We start from the raw sequence: 17,423 nt of genomic DNA on the forward strand, positions 1-17,423 counted from the left end.
GTTCCTTTTGTCTCAGACGTTTATTGCTTGAAGTCGGCCGGCTTGAGCGCACCGATCAGCGCGTCGCTGTAGGGCAGCAGCTTGCCGTCCTTCCAGCGGATCCAGACCAGGTCCTTGGCCGTCAGGGCTTCGTGGTTGGTCTTGCTGAAAGGCTTCTCGTAGGTCTTGAGCACGCCCTGCACCGGCGTCTTCAGGTCCTCGAGCGCCGCACGCACGGCCGCGCCGTCGGTGCTGTTGGCCTGCTTCATGGCCTGGGCCAGCAGCAGCACCGAGTCGTAGCCGTGCAGCGCGAACGAGAACGAGCCCGGCGCCTTCAGCTTGCTGCCGATGCGGTCGAACAGCTTCTGCTGCACGGGCGTGCGCGTCTCGCTCACGGTGCGCATGAAGATCGGCTTCTCGGCCAGCGCCTTGCCGGCCGCGTCGTAGAAGGTGATGTTGTCGGCCGCCCACGAGGTGAGCGTCAGCGGGAAGTAGTTGATCTTCTCCATGCTGCGCACCAGCTGCGCGATGGGCGTGCCCTGCGCCCACACCACGACGGTGTCGACGTTGGCGGCCTTCATCTTGGACAGCTGCGAGGTCATGTCGGTGTCGCCGACGCCGAAGCGCTCGGTGGCCGCGATCTTGATGTCCTGCAGCTTGGCGATTTCTTCCATGTCCTTCAGGCCGCCCTGGCCGTAGCCGGTGGTCTCGGCCATGAGGCCCACGACCTTGGAGCCGGCCGTGTTGCGCTTCACGTAGGCCATGAGCGCGGCGACCTGCTCGCGGTCGACCATCGAGACGCGGAACATGTAGTTGTCGGCGCCGGCACTCATCGGCTTGGTGATGTCGGTGCCCGAGCCCACGTTGCCCAGCACCGGAATCTTCTTCTGGTTGGCGATGTGCTTCCAGGCCATGGCGTTGCCCGAGTTGGTGGGGCCGAACACGGCGACGACCTTCTCATTGTCGACCAGGTCGCTCATGTTCTGGATCGACTTCGGCGGCGCCGAGACGTCGTCGCGCGTGACCAGCGTGAACTTCCGTCCGAGCGCGCCGCCGGCGGCGTTCAGGTCGGCAATGGCCGCTTCCATGCCCAGCACCGCGGCCTGGCCGCTCTGCGCCGAAGGCGACGCCGAGAGGTCGCCGTTGTAGCCGAGCTTGATGTCTTGCGCGTAAGCACCGGCACTGAACGCAGCGAAGGCGGCGGTCGCGAGCAGGGTCTTGTACAGACGGATCGTTTTCATTCTTTGTCTCCTGAAGGGTTGACGGACGGGGAACGGGAAATCGAAAAGGAAGAGGCGTGGCTCAGACGGCGAGGAAACCGCCGTCCACCGGCAGCGTGATGCCGGTGACGTAGCGCGACATGTCGCTGGCCAGGAAGATCACCGGGCCCACCAGGTCTTCGGTCTGGCCGACGCGGCCCAGCGGGATGCGCGTCATGAACGACTCGAGGCGCTGCGGGTTCTCGCGCGTGGCGGCGGTCATGGGCGTCTCGATCACGCCGGGGGCCAGTGCGTTGACGCGCACGCCGGCCGGCGCGAGCTCCTGCGCCAGTGACTGCGTGAGCATCTTGATGGCGCCCTTCGAGGGCGAGTAGCCCAGGCTCGCGGCCTGCCCCGCGTAGGCGGCGATGGAGGCGATGTTGATGATCGAGCCCTTCGTCTGCTTGAGCACGGGGATGAAAGCCAACGTGGTGTTGAAGGTGCCGTGCACGTTCACGTCGATGGTCTTCTTCCAGTTGGCCGCGGCGTTCGGGCTGCTGGTGGTCTCGCGGATGATGATGCCGGCGTTGTTCACCAGCAGGTCGACGTTGCCGACCTCTTGCGCCACGCGCGCCGCCAGTGCCTGGCAGGCCTCGGGCGCGGTGACGTCGAGCACGAACGACCAGGCCTCGCCGCCTTCGCTGCGCACCAGCTGCGCGGTCTCGGCCACGGTGGCTTCGTTCATGTCGGTGACGACGACGCGCGCGCCCGCCTGGGCCAGGCCGAGCGCGAGCGCACGGCCGTTGCCCTGGCCGGCACCGGTGATCAGCGCGAGGCGGCCTTCGAGCAGGTGCGGTGCGACGTGAGGAGGAAAGGGCATGGTCGGCTCCTTGGGTTGACTATCGGAACGGGGATCAGGCGCCGCGCGGCACGGCCACGGCTTCGCGCTGCTCGACGTGCAGGGGCGCGGCGGCTTCGGCCTGCGCGACCTGCAGGCCTGCGACGTAGCCGAAGGTGAGCGCCGGGCCGAGCGTGATGCCCGCGCCGGGGTAGTTGCCGCCCATCACGCTGGCCGCGTCGTTGCCGACGGCGTACAGGCCCTTGATCGGCTGGCGGTCGGCGTCGAGCACGCGCGTCTTCTCGTCGGTGACGAGGCCGGCGAAGGTGCCGATGTCGCCGATCACCAGCTTGATCGCGTAGTACGGCCCGTTGTCCAGCGGCGCGACGCAGGGGTTCGGCGTGACATTGGCGTCGCCCTGGTAGCGGTTGTAGGCCTTGCTGCCCTTGCCGAAGGCGGGGTCGTCGCCGGTGCGCGCGCCCTGGTTGAACTCCTGCACGGTGGCTTCGAGCGCGGCGGGGGCGATGCCGATTTCCTTGGCCAGCTCGCCGATGCTCGCGCCGCGCTTGAGGTAGCCGGTCTTCAGGTGGCGGCCGATGGGCAGCGGCGCGGGGGCGACGCAGCCCAGGCCGTAGTCGCGCAGCGCCTTGTGGTCGCACAGCAGCCAGGCCGTGACCTCGGGCTCGCCCTCGCAGGCCTTGACCATCGCCTGCACGAAGTCGTGGTACGAGTTGCCTTCGTTGGCAAAGCGCTTGCCCTTGGGCGTGACCGCGATCACGCCGGGCTTGGCGCGGTCGATGAAGTGCGGCATGACACCCTTGCTGCCGTCGGGCCGCGTGGTGACCGACGCCGGCACCCAGGCCGCGGCGTGCGGGATGGTGCCGTCGACGCGGCCGCCCACGGCTTCGGCCAGGCGCAGGCCGTCGCCGGTGTTCGTCGAAGGCGACGGCGAGTAGTGCTCCTTGCCGGTGGGTGCGTGCGGGAACAGCTGCTTGCGGCGCTCCACGTCGTAGGGGAAACCGCCGCAGGCCAGCACCACGCCGCGCTTCGCGGTGATGCGCACCGTCTTGCCTTCGTGCTGCACCACGGCGCCCGAGACGCCGTCGTACTCGACCACGAGCTTCTTCACGGGCGACGAGAGCCACACGGGAATGTCCAGGTCCATCGCGGCCTTGGCCAGGCGGCCGGCCAGCGCGTTGCCGTTGGTCAGCGTCATGCCGCGGCCGTGGCGCACCACGTCCAGGAAGTGCCGGGTCAGGCGCTTGGTGACGTACCAGAACGAGGTCGGCGACTTGAAGGCCCGCATGAAGTGTTTGATCTCGGGGCCCGAGCCCAACATCATCCCGAACACCGTGAGCTCGGGCAGCGGCGGCGCCAGATGCTTGATGCGCGCGCCGAGCTCGCGGCCGTCGAACGGGCGCGTGACCATCGAGCGGCCGCCGGGCTGGCCACCGGGCGCTTCGGCGTGGTAGTCGGGGAAGACGGCCGGCATGTCGAACTGCACGCAGGTCTGGCGCGTGAAGAAGTCGATGGCCTTGGGGCCCATGTCGAGGAAGGCACCGACGCGCGCGGCATCGAAGTGCGTCGTGGTCTCATGCTTCATGTAGTCGAGCGCCGCGCCGGGCGGCTCATGGATGCCCTGCTCCGTGGCCAGGCGCGTGCCCGGAATCCACAGCCAGCCGCCCGAGCGCGCGGTGGTGCCGCCGAAGCGCGGCTCTTTCTCGACCACCAGCACCTTCAAACCCTGCGACGCCGCCGTGACGGCGGTGGCCATGCCCGACGCGCCGCTGCCGACGACGAGGACATCGCATTCCCACGTGTTCTGTTCCATCTCTGCCTCTGTTCGCTCTCGTGTTGTGTGTACGACTTAAGTTGCGGCGGAGTTTAGGCAGCGATGTTGATATGGTCAAGTCGTTTAGTTACTATCAGATGATCAGTCATCGTCGATTGAACACGACAATATCAGTAGAAACCCTGATGGCTATACTCGCTCCCACTCTCAACCCCCACGCCGGGCGCCCCATGGAAAAGCCAAGACGTGGCATTCAATCCGTCGAAATCGGAACGCAATTGCTGGTCGCGCTCGGCCGGCACGTGGCGCCCATGGCGCTGCGCGATCTCGGCAAGGCCGCCGGCGTGCCGGTCGGCAAGGCGCATCCCTACCTGGTGAGTTTTCTGAAGGTCGGCTTCGTGGTGCAGGACGGCACCGGCCGCTACGAGCTGGGCCCGCTGGCCCTGCAGCTGGGCCTGGCCAAGCTGCAGCGGCTCGACCCGATCAAGGAAGCCTCGCCGCTCATCGAAGCGCTCGCGTCCGAGACCGAGCAGAGCATCGCGGTCGCCGTCTGGGGCAACTTTGGGCCGACCGTGGTGCGGCTGGAAGAACCGATCCATCCGCTGCACGTGAACCTGCGCACCGGCACCGTGATGTCGCTGGCCTACACGGCCACGGGCCGGCTGTTCGCGGCCTACCTGCCGCCGAAGGTGGTGGAAAAGATGATGCTCGAAGATCTGGCGCGCACGCGTCCGGCCGACGGGCGCGGCGCCAGCGAAGAGCTGTCGAAGTCGCAGATCGAGGCGCTCCTGGTCGAGACGCGGTTGCACGGCATCTCGCGCACGCTGGGCCAGCCGATTCCGGGCATCGACGCCTTCTGCGCGCCGGTGTTCGACTCGACCAACAACCTGGTGCTGGGCATCACGGCCATGGGCCCCGAGGCCACCTTCGACAGCGACTGGAACGGCCGCGTGGCCGCGCCGCTGAAGGCCTGCGCACTCGAAATCTCGCGCCGCCTGGGCTTCGTGCCCACCGACGAAGCGGGCTGAACCGCCGGCCCGTGCCGTGTAGGCAGGCGCTCACGCGCTTGGTTTGCCTTATCCCGCACGCGCGGGCCGCAGACGCGGCCACCGTAGAGGCTTACCTACCTCACGGAGACCGGTCATGAAAAGCATCATCCTTTGGCTCTGCGGCGTCCCGCTGATCGTGATCATCGGGCTGAAGGTGTTCGGCATTCTCTGACCGGCCACGAGTCACGACGAACGATCCCGCTTCCTCCTCACGGCGCTTCTTGCGTCGTTACAGCGCCCCTCCCGGGGCGCTTTTTTTGCGAATCGATCCGGTCAGTGCCGCTCAGTGGGTATCGCGGCGCAGCTGCTGCACGTCTTCATGCAGCGAATGCGCCCAGCTGCGGCGTTCGCGGCTGTACGAAGGCTGCGGCTCGCCGAAGCGCACGATGGCCAAGAGCGGCGGCGCGCGCAGCGTGTTCCACACCGAGGCCAGCAGGTTGTCGTCGTCGATGTAGCGCGGCGCCTGGCTTGTTTCGCCGGTGGCGGCGTCGGCAAAGCGCAGCGCGGCCGGGATCACCGGCGCGCCCGAGGAAATCGCGGCCTGCAGCAGGTTGGCGTGGAACGGCAGCAGCCCGCGCCCATCGCTCGTGGTGCCTTCGGGGAACACGCCGATCAGGTCGCCGCCGCGCAGCGCCTCGGTCATGTGGTGCACCACGCGCATGGCGTCGCGCCGGCGTTCGCGCTCGATGTAGAGCGTGCCCGAGCCGGTGGAGAGCGTGCCGATCACCGGCCACTGCTTGACGTCCGACTTCGACACGAAGCGCACATGGCGCGCCGCATGGATGGCGGTGATGTCGAGCCACGACAGGTGGTTGCAGATGAGCAGCGCCGGCCCGTGCGCGGGCGGCTCGCCCTGCACGCGCAGCGTGACGCCCATGATCTGCAGCATGCGCTGCGACCAGGCCTGCACGCGCGCGTTGCGCTCGTCCTGCGGCAGGCGGGGGAAGGTGAAGCGGATCGTCCACCAGCCCGACAGCGCATGCGAGGCCGCATGCAGCAGGCGCCAGCCGGCCTTCAACGAGTGCAGCATCTGGACGCGGGCCCTCTTCTTCTTTTTGACGGCGTGCCGTGTGGCGGGCGGCTGTCGCTCAGCCGTGCACGACGCGACCGGCCACCAGCGTGTGGCGCGCGCGCCCCTGCATCGGGTAGCTGGAGAATGGCGTGTGCTTGCCCTGGCTGCGCAGCGCCTCGGGCACCACCTGCCATTCGAGCGACGGATCGGCGATGCACAGGTCGGCCACGCCGCCCTCGGCGATGCGGCCGATGCCGCTGGCCGCGTCGGCCGCGTTCAGCAGGCGCGCCGGCGCCGAGGTGACCACCTCGATGGCGCGCGACAGGCCCGCGCCGCTGCGCTCGCCCCACTGCAGCGCGAGCGGCAGCAGCAGTTCGAGGCCGGTGGCGCCGGGTTCGGCTTCGGCAAAGGGCAGCGTCTTGGCGTCGGCCTCGACCGGCGTGTGGTCGGACACCAACGCGTCGATGGTGCCGTCGGCCAGCGCGGCCGAGAGCGCGTCGCGGTCGCCCTGCTGGCGCAGCGGCGGGTTCAGGCGCGCGCGGCTGTCGAAGAAGCCGATATCGGTGTCGGCCAGGTGCAGCGAGTTGATGCTGACGTCGCAGGTGATCGGCAGGCCCTGCGCCTTGGCCTCGCGCACCAGTGCCACGCCGCGGGCGCTGGAGATACGGCACAGGTGCACGCGCGCGCCGGTGCTCTTCATGAGCTCGATGATGGTGAAGATGGCGATCGTCTCGGCCGCCACCGGCACGCCGCCCAGGCCCAGCCGCGTGGCGAGCGCGCCGCTGGCGGCGACGCCCTTGCCCAGGTCGCGGTCCTGCGGACGCAGCCACACGGTGTAGCCGAAGGTGCTGGCGTACGACAGCGCGCGCTGCAGCACCTGCGTGTCGGCCAGCGGCACGTCGGCCTGGCCGAAGCCGATGCAGCCGGCCTCGGTGAGCTCGGCCATCTCGGTGAGCACGCCGCCGGCCAGGTTGCGCGTGAGCGCGCCGAGCGGGAACAGGCGCGCGCACTGCAGCTTTTCGGCGCGGAACTTGAGCATCTCGACCAGACCGGGCTCGTCGAGCACGGGGTCGGTGTCGGGTGGGCACACGAGGCTGGTCACGCCGCCCGCGATGGCCGCGGCCATTTCGCTTTCGAGCATGCCTTCGTGCTCGTAGCCCGGCTCGCGCAGGCGCGCGGCAAGGTCGACGAGGCCGGGCGTGACGATGCAGCCCGTGACGTCGAGGGTGCGCTCGGGCTTGAAGCCCGCCGGTGCGCGTCCGATGCCGGCGATCTTGCCGTCGGCGATGGCGATGTCGGTGGGCTTGTCGGTGCCCGAGGCGGGGTCGACCACACGGCCGTTGGTGATGAGGATGTTCATGCTTCGTTACCTGCCACGATGCTCATCACGGCCATGCGGACCGCGATGCCGAAGGTGACCTGCGGGAGGATCACGCTCTGCTTGCCGTCGACCACGGCGGAGTCGATCTCCACGCCGCGGTTGATCGGGCCCGGGTGCATCACGATGGCGTCGGGCTTGGCCAGCTGCAGCTTTTCCTGCGTGAGGCCGAAGGTCTTGAAGAACTCCTGCGACGAGGGCAGCAGCGCGCCGCTCATGCGCTCGTTCTGCAGGCGCAGCATGATGACGACGTCGCAGTCCTTGATGCCTTCTTCGAGCGTGTGGCACACGCGCACGCCCATGCCGGCCATGTCGGCGGGCACCAGCGTCTTGGGGCCGACCACGCGCACTTCGGCGCAGCCGAGCGTGGTGAGTGCATGAATGTCCGAACGCGCCACGCGCGAATGCAGCACGTCGCCGACGATCGCGACCGTGAGGTTCGAGAAGTCTTTCTTGTAGTGGCGGATCGTGTACATGTCGAGCAGCCCCTGCGTCGGGTGCGCGTGGCGGCCGTCACCGGCGTTCACCACGTGCACGTGCGGCGCGACGTGCTGCGCGATCAGGTAGGGCGCGCCCGACTCGCTGTGGCGCACCACGAACAGGTCGGCGGCCATGGCGCTCAGGTTGGCGATGGTGTCCAGCAGCGACTCGCCCTTGGTGGCCGAGGAGCGCGCGATGTCCAGGTTGATGACGTCGGCCGACAGGCGCTTGGCCGCGATCTCGAAGGTGGTGCGCGTGCGCGTGCTGTTCTCGAAGAACAGGTTGAACACGCTCTTGCCGCGCAACAGCGGCACCTTCTTCACCTCGCGGTCGCTCACGCTCGTGAAGTTGGCGGCCGTGTCGAGGATGTGCGTGACGATGTCCTTGGGTAGGCCCTCGATCGACAGCAGGTGGATCAGCTCGCCGTTCTTGTTGAGCTGCGGATTTCGCTTGTAGAGCATTACTTGTTGTCCTCCACCTTGAGGCTGAAGGCGCCGTCGTCGGCACGCGCGAGGGCTAGCAATTGGGTGTCGGGCAGCTTGAGCGTCGTTGCTGCGAAGTCGGCGGCGACGGGCAGTTCGCGGCCACCACGGTCGACCAGCACGGCGAGCCGCACACAGGCGGGACGGCCGAAGTCGAACAGCTCGTTAAGCACGGCGCGGATGGTGCGGCCCGTGTAGAGCACGTCGTCGAGCAGCAGCACGTCGGCGCCGTTCACGTCGAAGGGCAGCGCGGTCTGCGCGCTGGCCGAGAGGCCGCGGCGCGCGAAGTCGTCGCGGTGCATGGCCGACGAGATGACGCCGGGGGCACCGGCCAGGCCCAGGTCTTTTTGCAGGCGCTCGACCAGCCAGGCGCCGCCTGAGGTGATGCCCACCAGTTTCGTCTCGGGGCGCATCAGCGCCTTCACGCCGGACAGCAGCGTCGTGTAGAGCGCTTCGGCATCGGGGATTGAACTCACGGGAGACTCCTCAAAAACTGTTCCAGGATGATGCAGGCCGACGCCGCGTCGGCATCGCGGGCGCCGGAGGCCAGCGCCTCGGTGGTGCTGTAGCGCTCGTCCACCTCGAACACCTGGAGATTGAAACGGCCGCGCAGCTGGCGCGCGAACTTCTGCGCGCGGCGGGTGTTCTCATGCGGGGCGCCGTCGGGGTGGTAGGGCACGCCGACCACCAGCGCGTCGGGCTGCCATTCCTTGATACGGGCCTCGACTTGCGCAAAGCGGGCGTCGGCGCCCTCGGCCTTGATGGTGGCCTGCGGGGTCGCCGTGCGCAGCAGCCGGTTGCCGCTGGCCACGCCGGTGCGCTTGGCGCCGAAGTCGAAGGCCAGGAAGCTCTGGAAATGCGCGGGAACGGGAACGGAAGCAGGGGCGGATGCAGGCGCGTCGGACATGACGTCGCTCATGCGTGGCCCGCGTCGGGAGACAAGGTCCAGGCCTCGAGCCCCAGCAGCATCAACGCCTTGTCGTAGCGCTTTTCCACCGGCGTATCGAAGATCACGGCCGGGTCGGCCAGCACGGTGAGCCAGCTGTTCTCGGCCAGTTCGGACTCCAACTGACCCTCGCCCCAGGCCGAATAGCCCAGCGAGACCAGCACCTTGCGCGGGCCGGCGCCGGTGGCCAGGGCCTCCAGCACGTCCTTGGAGGTGGTCATTTCGAGCCCGCCGGGGATGGTCATGGTCGAGGCGTAGACCGATTCCTCGGGTTTCTCGGCCTGGGTGAACACCGGTTCGTGCAGCACGAAGCCGCGCTCGGTCTGCACCGGGCCGCCCTGGAAAACGGGGGCTTCGCCCAGCTCGGGGCGGGCCAGGTGCAGCTCGATCTTCTCGAACAGCACCTTGAGGTTGATGTCGCTGGGTTTGTTAATCACCAGCCCGAGCGCACCGCGCTCGCTGTGTTCGCAGAGGTAAACGACGCTGCGGTTGAAAGTTTTGTCTTCCATCCCCGGCATCGCGATCAGAAAGTGATGCGTCAGGTTCATCGGGGCAGAATCGGCAGCCATATGCCCCCGATTTTACTGGCCGTCGACAAGACCTATCCCAAAGGGCTCATGTGGTTTCGCCGGGACCTGCGGGTGGACGACAACGCGGCGCTGTACCGGGCGCTGCGGGCCTGCCGGCAGGTGGTGTGCGTTTTCGTGTTCGACCGGGCGATCCTGGACGCCCTGCCCCACGCGGACCGGCGGGTTGAATTCATCCGCGAATCGCTGGTGGAGCTCGAAGCCGAGTTGCGCGGCCTGGGCAGCGGGCTCATCGTGCGGCACGCGGTGGCCGCCGAGGAGATCCCGGCGCTGGCCCACACGCTCGACGTGCAGGCGGTGTTCGCCAACCGCGACGACGAACCCGACGCCCTGGCGCGCGACGCCCGCGTGCTCGGCGCGCTGGCCAACACGGGCATCAGCTTCCACACCTTCAAGGACAGCACCGTCTTCGACCGCGACGAGGTCATGACCAAGGCCGGCCTGCCCTACACGGTGTTCACGCCCTACAAGCGGGCCTGGCTGGCGAAGGTGGATTCGTTCTTCCTGAAGTCGTACCCCGTGCGCAGCCACGCCGACGCGCTCGCCCCGCCACCGCCGGCCCTGAACGGGCCGGTGCCCACGCTGGGCGAGATCGGCTTTGAAAGCACCAACCTCCAGACGCTGGAAATTCCCACCGGCACGCGCGGCGCGGGTGCACTGTTCGAAGATTTCTTCGAGCGCATCGACCGCTACGACGAGGCGCGCAACTTCCCTGCCGTGCGCGGCCCCAGCTACATGGGCGTGCACCTGCGCTTCGGCACGGTGTCGATCCGCCAGCTGGCCAGCGTGGCGCACCAGCTGGCGCTGCAGGGCAACACCGGCGCCGCGACCTGGCTCAGCGAGCTGGTCTGGCGCGACTTCTACTTCCAGATCCTGGCGCACTTTCCGCATGTGCACGCCAACGGCGAATCGAAGAGCTTCCGCCCCGAATACGACAAGATCCAGTGGCACCACGGCAAGCACGCCGACCAGCTGTTCGACGCCTGGTGCGAGGGCCGCACCGGCTACCCGTTGGTCGATGCGGCGATGCTGCAGATCCGGCAGAGCGGCTACATGCACAACCGGCTGCGCATGGTGGTGGCGAGCTTCCTGTGCAAGGACCTGGGGCTGGACTGGCGGCGCGGCGAGCGCTACTTCGCGCTGCACCTGAACGACTTCGAGCTGGCCTCGAACAACGGCGGCTGGCAATGGGCCAGCTCGACCGGCTGCGACGCCCAGCCCTACTTCCGCATCTTCAACCCGGTGACGCAGAGCGAACGCTTCGACCCCGAGGGCAAGTTCATCCGCCGCTACCTGCCGCAGCTCGCGGGCCTGTCGAACGTGGCGATCCACGCGCCATGGATGGCCTCGCCGGTCGAGCTGGAGGCGGCGGGCGTCAGGCTGGGCGAGAACTACCCGAAGCCGGTGGTGGACCACGCCGAGGCGCGGGAGAAGACGATGCAGCGCTATGCGGCGGCTCGGGCCAAGGCCCTGCAAAAGCCGTAACCAAGAAAAAAGGGCCCCGAGGGGCCCTTTTCTTTTGCGCGCCGATTGCCGGCGCTGCCGAGGCCGGTCAGGCCACCGCCAGCGCGGCCGGCTCGCTCGTGTAGGCACGCACCAGGCGCAGCAGTTCCTCTTCCGAGTACGGCTTGCCCAGGTAGTGGTTCACGCCCAGGTCGCGGGCGTATTCGCGGTGCTTCTCGGCGATGCGCGAGGTGATCATGATGATCGGCAGCTCGGCCAGGGCCACGTCGGCGCGGATGTTGCGGGCCAGGTCGAAGCCGTCCATGCGCGGCATCTCGATGTCCGACAGCACCACGGCCGGGCGCTCCTGCTGCAGGCGCTCGAGCGCCTGCAGGCCGTCGGCCGCGAGCGACACGCGATAGCCTTCGCGCTGCAGCAGGCGCTGCGTGACGCGGCGCACGGTGATGGAGTCGTCCACCACCAGCACGAGCGGGATCTGCGGCACCACCGGGGCAAAGCCGGCCGGCGTCTGCGGCGCGCCGGTGTCCACCGAAGCGGCATGCGTCGGCGCGGCCAGCGCGGCGGTCTGGCGCGCACGCGCCTGGTCGCCGTGCACCGCGGCCAGCGCCACCGGGTTGTAGATGAGCGCCACCGCGCCCGAGGCCAGCACCGAGATGCCGGCCAGACCGGGCAGCCGCGCGAGCTGCGGGCCGAGGTTCTTCACCACGACTTCCTGGTTGCCCAACACTTCGTCCACGTGCAGGGCCACGCGCTGCGCCGCGCTTCGCACGATCACCAGCGTGTTGTTCTTGGTGGCGGCATGCTCGCTGCGGATGGAATGCTGCAGCAGCGCGCCGGCCCAGTAGAACGGCACCTGCTCGCTGCCGAAGGCAAAGCTGTGGTTCAGGTAGGCGGCCTCGAGGTCGGCGCCGCTCACGCGCTGCACGAGTTCCACGAGGTTCGACGGCACGCCGATCGACACCTCGCCCGCACGCAGCATCACGACGTGCGTCACGGCGGTGGTCAGCGGCAGCACCAGCTTGAAGGTGGTGCCCTGGCCCGGCGTGCTGTGCGTTTCGATGCGGCCGCCGAGCGCGGCGATCTGCGCGCGCACCACGTCCATGCCGATGCCGCGGCCGGCCAGTTCGGACACCTGCCCTGCCGTCGAGAAGCCGGGCTTGAAGATCAGCTCGGTGGCCTCTTCAGGCGACAGGTCCTGGTCGGGGCCGAGCAGGCCGAGGGCGCGGGCGCGTTCGGCGATGCGCTTCTGGTCGAGGCCGGCGCCGTCGTCGCGGAAGCTCACCGACACGTCGTTGCCTTCGTGGTGCAGGTCGATGACGATGAGGCCGCTGGCGTCCTTGCCGGCCTTCTCGCGCGCCGCCACATCCTCGATGCCGTGCGCCACGCAGTTGCGCAGCAGGTGTTCGAAGGCGGGCGTCATGCGGTCGAGCACGCCGCGGTCCATTTCGATGGAGCCGCCGACGATGTCCAGGCGCACCTGCTTGCCGGTGTCCTTCGAGGCCTGACGCACCACGCGGTAGAGGCGGTCGGAGATGCCTTCGAACTCCACCATGCGCGTGCGCAGCAGGCCGCGCTGCAGTTCGCGGGTCTGGCGTGCCTGCACGCTCAGGTCGTCTTCCGTGGCCTGCACGGTCTTTTGCAAGGTGCGCTGCACGGTGGCCACGTCGTTCACCGACTCGGCCATCATGCGCGTGAGTTCCTGCACGCGGGTGAAGCGGTCGAACTCGAGCGGGTCGAAGCTCTGCTGCGAATCCTTGGCTTGCGCCAGGCGCGACTGCATCTGGCTTTCGGCCTGCACCTCGATGTCGCGCAGCTGCTGGCGCAGGCGGTCGAGGTTGCCCGTGAGGTCGGCCAGCGAGCCGCGCAGCTGGCCCAGTTCGGCCTCCAGGCGCGAGCGCGTGATGATGACCTCGCCGGTCTGCGCGACCAGGCGGTCGAGCAGCTGGGTGCGGATGCGCACCGCCTGGCCCGAGGCCGCGCGCAGCGGCGCGAGCAGGGCCGGCGCGGGGCGCGGCAGCAAGGACGACGGAGCTTCCACGGCGGACTCGGCGGAAGCGGCTTCGGCCTGGTCGTCGTTCGCCGACTCGCGCACCTCGGGCGCCGCCTGCACGCGCTGGATGGCGGGTGCGGTCGGGCTGGCGGTGGCGATCAGCTGGGCCACCTCGACCTGGGCGGCGTCGTCGGCCGCGCGCAAGGCGTCGAAGGTGTGTTGCAGCGTGTCCAGGCGCGTGAGCAGCTTCTCGATGTCGGCCCGCTCCGCCCCCTGGGAGCCCAGCAGTTCGATCTCGGACTCCATGCGGTGCGCGCGCTCGCCCAGGCGCATGGCGCCGGCCAGCCGGGCACTGCCTTTGAGCGTGTGCAGCGTGCGCAGCACCGAGGCGCGCGGCGCGGCGTCGTCGGGGTGGTGCGACCACTGGCGCAGCGCCTCGCCCAGCTGGGGCATCAGTTCGGCAGCCTCTTCCTCGAAGATCGGGAACAGGTCGACGTCGACCGCATCGGCCAGGTCGATGGCGTCTTCGTTGTCGTCCAGTACCACGTCGGCAAAGGCGTCGTTGGCGACGACCTGCTTGGGCAGCAGCGTCTCGAAGCGGGCCGCGGCGATCTCCGGCGGCATCGGCGCGGCGGCAATCTCGCGCAGCGCCTGCAGCGTGGCTTCGGACGGGTCACGCAGGAAGCCGACGGCGAACTGGTGCAGCAGGCGACGCAGCTCGTCGGCCGCGGCGACCAGCACGACGCCCTGTTCGCGCGTGCCGCTGCCCTGCATCTGCAGGTGCTGCAGCGCCGATTCGAGCAGGCGGGCCATGCCCGAGAGGCTGTGGAAGCCGACGGTGGCCGAGCTGCCGGCCAGCGAATGCGCCAGCGCGATGGTCGAGTCGGGCAGGCGCTCGTGGGTTTCGAGCGCCCATTCGCCGACATCGGTCGCCAGCTGGCGGGACCATTCATCGGCTTCGTTGAGGTAGACGTTGTACAGCGCGATGCCGATGCGCAGCGGACCGATCACCTTGACCTGGTCTTCGGCGCTCGGCGCGATGGAAGACTCGGGTTCAGGAACCGCCTCGGCCAGCACGGGCTCAGGCTCCGACACGGGTTCCGGTTCGGTCACGACGGCGGCTGGCAGCTCTTCGACGACAACGGGGGCCTCGGGGGCGACTTCGACAGTCGCCGACACAGGCTCCGGTTCCGGCTGCAGTTCAGCCGGCACTTCCAATGCGGGCAGTTCTTCGGCGGCCTCGATGACCTCGACAGGTGCCACCGTCTCGGCGACAGGCTCTGCGGCAGCCAGCGGCAGCGGCTCGGGCGCCCATTCGAGATCGGGCAGGCCCGACGCGGTCGGCATCGTCGCTTCGATTTCCGGGGCGGGCTCGAGCTCGGCGTGCGACACGGCGGGCTCGGCCGGTGCATGCGTTTTCGGGGGCGCGAGGAAATCGAAATCCTCGCCGCTGGGCAGCACGTCGAGTGGCGCGGGCGCTGTGCTCTGCTTGCCCTCGAAGTCGAGGAAGTCGGTGGAGGCGAAATCGTCGTCGGGCTCGGGTGTGACAGGCTTGGTCGGTGCGTCTGGCGCTTCTTGCGCCTGCTGCCAATCGGAGAAGTCCAACGTGGCGTCAGGGGCTGCGACATCTTGCGGCGTCAGCGACAGGTCGGGGAGCTCAGGCAGCTCCGGCAGTGCGAGCGGCGCCGGCTCCGCGGCGATGTGGCGCGCGGCCACCGCGAGCGCTTCGGCGTCGGCCACGCGCACCGGTGCGGGCACGGGCTCGCCGGCCAGCAGCGCGTTGGCCACACGGCTGAACGGTGCCGAGTGCCAGGTGCCCGCATCGCCGGCGGCGATGGCTTCGACCCACTGGCTGAAATCGCGCAGCATGCGCTCGGTGCTCGACAGCAGCTCGGGCGTGGCGTCGCGCTGGTCGGCCAGCCAGGTGTTGAGCACCTGTTCGAGCGACCAGGCGGCGTCGCCGAAGTCGGTGAGGCCGACCATGCGCGAGCTGCCCTTGAGCGTGTGGAACGCGCGGCGCAGGATGGTGAGTTCTTCGGAGTCGCCGGGACGGTTGCCGAGCGCGGCGATGGCGGCCAGGCCGTTGCCCACCACTTCGCGGGCTTCGTCCAGGAAAATGTTCTGAAGGTCGTCTTCTTCGAGCTCGGTGACCTCGGTGTCGGGCAGCGCCGACGGGCCCGTGATCTTGGTGGTCCAGCTCTCGGCCTTGCGGCTGAATTCCTCCAGCGGCGACGGCTTGGTCTTGCGGTTGGGCGTGGCCAACGCGGCGAGCTTGGAAGCGATCTGCGCGTCGACTTCTTCGATGCTGAGCACGGGCTCGGCGGCCGGTGCGGCAGCGCCTTCGGCCGGGGCCGCGGCGTCGATGGCCTGTCGGCCCATCAGCGGCTTGAGTTCGCCGGCTTCGGCATCGAACACGAACAGGCGCTTGGCCAGTGCGGGCTGGTAGCCCAGCATGTCGATGAGGAAACCGAGCGCGCCCAGGTTGTTGCCGAGCGCGTCGAAGGTGGCCATTTCCTCGACGGGCGAGCGGTTGACCTGCAGCATCTGCTCGACATCGTCGCGCATGCGCTGCACGGTGTGCGCGGCCTGCTCGAGCCCCAGCACCGAGAACACGCCGCGCATCTGCATGAGCTGGGTGGGCACGGTGCGCAGCAGCGGCTTTTCGGCCGGGCGGCGGAAATACTGGTCGAGCGACTTCTCGAGTTCGCTCAGGTGGCTGCGCAGCTCGTCGACCACGGTGCCCATGGTCTGGCGGTCGCTGACGCGGCGGTACAGGTCCTCCATCCACGGCTCGAGCGGCTCGGAGCGGCCGCCGTCGCGCACGCGCTCGATGCGGCCGGCCAGCTGCAGCGTGCGGGCCGTGAGCTGCGGGTCGCTGGGGTCGAGGTCTTCGAGCGCGGCTTCGAGGTACAGCACCGAGGTGGCGACTTCCATCGCCAGTTCGGTGTCGGGCGGCTGGCCGGAACGCACCGAGGCGTCCACGGCGTGCGTCAGCGCCTGCACCATCGGCTGGCTCGGCGGGTGCAGCTTCAGCAGCGATTCGCCGAGCTGCGCGAAGGTGTCGGCCACCTGCCGCGTGCGCGTGATGTCGCCGCCCGAGAGCGCCGACCACATTTCCTTGGCGGTCTCGATGCGCTTGCGCGCCTGCGAGAGCACCAGCGGGTCGAAGCGGCCGAACTGCACCACGGTGTAGTCGACGCGCGGTTCCTGCGTCACGCCCCAGGCGCTGCGCACGGTGCGCAGCGTGGCGGCGTCGTCCTGCGCGCCGGGCACGGCCTGGGCGCAGAAGAACAGCAGGTCCTGGCCGAGGCGGTCGGACACGACGCTGTCGCCGCGCGCCAGCGTGGCGTACTGCAGCAGCACGCGCGAGGCGGCGCGCTTGACGTAGGTGTCGGCGGGAATCAGGCCCAGCGCGAGGGCTTCGAAGAAGCCCGCGGCCAGCGTCCAGAAGCTCGCGACGCGCGGCAGCAGCGCACCGCGCCCGAGCCCCAGGCACAGCGCATGCAGCCGTCGCGCGGCCTGCGCGTCGCCGCTCTTGACCAGTTGCAGCACTTCGCGGTCGAGCCGCGAACGCACGGCCGGGTCATAGGCGAGCGCCGCTTGCGTGAGGGCCGGCTTGACCTCGACCCAGCGCCAGGCGGTGCTCCACAGGTCCGCCGGATGGACGCGCTCATTGCCGCCCAGCTCCAGCACGTCGCGGTACTGCGGGAACAGCGCCACCGACGACACGGCCTTGCCGGCCAGCAGTGCGCTGAGGAAATCGGTGACGGCAAAGCCGGCACGCTCGATCTTGTGCACGGAACTCTCGGTGCAGCGCTGCGGTTCAGCGATGAAGCCCTGCACCGCGAACTCGATGGTGCCGAGCACCAGGGCGGGCGAGCTGTGGCCGACCATCTGCAGCGCGCCGACGGCCTGGTGCAGTTGCTGGCGGGCCATCTGCAGCGGACCGCTCTCGGGCTCCGTGGCACTGCCCACGTCGCGCACGAAACGCCGCAGCGACTTGCCGACACCGTCGAGGGACTTCTGGATTTCTCCCAGCACCCAGGCCAGCGGCCCGAGGTCTTCGGTGGCCGGCATGTTGCCGGCAAGGGGGGCCGTGGCAGGGGTTTGAATCGACACGTTGATTGCTCGCCGTTCTTTATCTGTCAGTTTTTCACTGGGCGCCACGCGCCCTCAATGCATCCAACCATCGCGGTCACTTCAAGGGACACCGCGGAACCGGCTTTG

General features: G+C 69.0%; 12 protein-coding genes. 2 read left to right on the forward strand and 10 right to left on the reverse strand.

Annotated elements, in window-relative coordinates; all coding sequences use genetic code 11:
- Positions 1-20: 20 nt before the first annotated feature.
- The 3 genes from VHAB30_RS27680 to VHAB30_RS27690 form a co-directional block, all read right to left on the reverse strand.
- Positions 21-1,220: an ABC transporter substrate-binding protein gene (locus VHAB30_RS27680; RefSeq protein WP_062469728.1), complete on the reverse strand. Its 1,200-nt coding sequence runs from the start codon at positions 1,218-1,220 to the stop codon at positions 21-23.
- Between the two features lie 61 nt (positions 1,221-1,281).
- Positions 1,282-2,058 carry an SDR family NAD(P)-dependent oxidoreductase gene (locus tag VHAB30_RS27685; RefSeq protein ID WP_159279313.1) on the reverse strand — a complete coding sequence of 259 codons (777 nt, stop codon included), beginning with the start codon at positions 2,056-2,058 and terminating at the stop codon, positions 1,282-1,284.
- Positions 2,059-2,092: 34 nt separating this feature from the next.
- Positions 2,093-3,847 (reverse strand): FAD-dependent oxidoreductase, encoded by a 1,755-nt coding sequence (locus tag VHAB30_RS27690; RefSeq protein ID WP_159279314.1) that lies wholly within the window; start codon positions 3,845-3,847, stop codon positions 2,093-2,095.
- 191 nt (positions 3,848-4,038) lie between these two features.
- On the opposite strand from VHAB30_RS27690, the gene VHAB30_RS27695 reads away from it, so the two are divergent.
- Complete coding sequence (locus VHAB30_RS27695) at positions 4,039-4,836, forward strand: IclR family transcriptional regulator (RefSeq protein ID WP_062469738.1); 798 nt, start codon at positions 4,039-4,041, stop codon at positions 4,834-4,836.
- A 304-nt stretch (positions 4,837-5,140) separates the two neighbouring features.
- Here VHAB30_RS27695 and VHAB30_RS27700 read toward each other — a convergent pair whose 3' ends face one another.
- From VHAB30_RS27700 to VHAB30_RS27725, 6 genes are read right to left on the reverse strand one after another with little or no spacing between them, the layout of a single operon-like run.
- Positions 5,141-5,887 (reverse strand): lysophospholipid acyltransferase family protein, encoded by a 747-nt coding sequence (locus tag VHAB30_RS27700; protein WP_062469741.1) that lies wholly within the window; start codon positions 5,885-5,887, stop codon positions 5,141-5,143.
- A 58-nt stretch (positions 5,888-5,945) separates the two neighbouring features.
- Entirely contained in the window at positions 5,946-7,229 is a 1,284-nt protein-coding gene (locus VHAB30_RS27705) for a dihydroorotase (RefSeq protein ID WP_159279315.1), read from the reverse strand.
- Entirely contained in the window at positions 7,226-8,188 is a 963-nt protein-coding gene (locus tag VHAB30_RS27710) for an aspartate carbamoyltransferase catalytic subunit (RefSeq protein ID WP_056577783.1), read from the reverse strand. The genes VHAB30_RS27705 and VHAB30_RS27710 overlap by 4 nt, the downstream gene beginning before the upstream one ends.
- On the reverse strand, positions 8,188-8,685 hold the full coding sequence (gene pyrR / locus VHAB30_RS27715) for a bifunctional pyr operon transcriptional regulator/uracil phosphoribosyltransferase PyrR (RefSeq protein WP_056577781.1): 498 nt from the start codon (positions 8,683-8,685) through the stop codon (positions 8,188-8,190). Before pyrR ends, VHAB30_RS27710 begins: the two co-directional genes overlap by 1 nt.
- Entirely contained in the window at positions 8,682-9,128 is a 447-nt protein-coding gene (gene ruvX / locus VHAB30_RS27720) for a Holliday junction resolvase RuvX (RefSeq protein ID WP_390904065.1), read from the reverse strand. Before ruvX ends, pyrR begins: the two co-directional genes overlap by 4 nt.
- On the reverse strand, positions 9,125-9,724 hold the full coding sequence (locus VHAB30_RS27725; protein WP_062479100.1) for a YqgE/AlgH family protein: 600 nt from the start codon (positions 9,722-9,724) through the stop codon (positions 9,125-9,127). The genes ruvX and VHAB30_RS27725 overlap by 4 nt, the downstream gene beginning before the upstream one ends.
- Here VHAB30_RS27725 and VHAB30_RS27730 point away from each other — a divergent pair, their 5' ends adjacent.
- Complete coding sequence (locus VHAB30_RS27730; RefSeq protein ID WP_159279316.1) at positions 9,725-11,227, forward strand: cryptochrome/photolyase family protein; 1,503 nt, start codon at positions 9,725-9,727, stop codon at positions 11,225-11,227.
- Between the two features lie 67 nt (positions 11,228-11,294).
- On the opposite strand, the gene VHAB30_RS27735 is transcribed toward VHAB30_RS27730, so the two are convergent.
- Entirely contained in the window at positions 11,295-17,315 is a 6,021-nt protein-coding gene (locus VHAB30_RS27735; RefSeq protein ID WP_159279317.1) for a hybrid sensor histidine kinase/response regulator, read from the reverse strand.
- Positions 17,316-17,423: the final 108 nt, after the last annotated feature.

Origin of the sequence: Variovorax boronicumulans, from assembly GCF_009811375.1 — a bacterium.
Taxonomy (GTDB): Bacteria; Pseudomonadota; Gammaproteobacteria; order Burkholderiales; family Burkholderiaceae_C; genus Variovorax; species Variovorax boronicumulans.

What these genes read in the sequence shown, in the direction of transcription:
- VHAB30_RS27730 (WP_159279316.1), top strand. Translation starts at nt 9,725, where the DNA reads ATGCCCCCGATTTTACTGGCCGTCGACAAGACCTATCCCAAAGGGCTC.
- VHAB30_RS27700 (WP_062469741.1), bottom strand. Translation starts at nt 5,887, where the DNA reads ATGCTGCACTCGTTGAAGGCCGGCTGGCGCCTGCTGCATGCGGCCTCG.
- VHAB30_RS27695 (WP_062469738.1), top strand. Translation starts at nt 4,039, where the DNA reads ATGGAAAAGCCAAGACGTGGCATTCAATCCGTCGAAATCGGAACGCAA.
- VHAB30_RS27725 (WP_062479100.1), bottom strand. Translation starts at nt 9,724, where the DNA reads ATGGCTGCCGATTCTGCCCCGATGAACCTGACGCATCACTTTCTGATC.
- ruvX (WP_390904065.1), bottom strand. Translation starts at nt 9,128, where the DNA reads ATGAGCGACGTCATGTCCGACGCGCCTGCATCCGCCCCTGCTTCCGTT.
- VHAB30_RS27680 (WP_062469728.1), bottom strand. Translation starts at nt 1,220, where the DNA reads ATGAAAACGATCCGTCTGTACAAGACCCTGCTCGCGACCGCCGCCTTC.
- VHAB30_RS27685 (WP_159279313.1), bottom strand. Translation starts at nt 2,058, where the DNA reads ATGCCCTTTCCTCCTCACGTCGCACCGCACCTGCTCGAAGGCCGCCTC.
- VHAB30_RS27705 (WP_159279315.1), bottom strand. Translation starts at nt 7,229, where the DNA reads ATGAACATCCTCATCACCAACGGCCGTGTGGTCGACCCCGCCTCGGGC.
- VHAB30_RS27690 (WP_159279314.1), bottom strand. Translation starts at nt 3,847, where the DNA reads ATGGAACAGAACACGTGGGAATGCGATGTCCTCGTCGTCGGCAGCGGC.
- VHAB30_RS27710 (WP_056577783.1), bottom strand. Translation starts at nt 8,188, where the DNA reads ATGCTCTACAAGCGAAATCCGCAGCTCAACAAGAACGGCGAGCTGATC.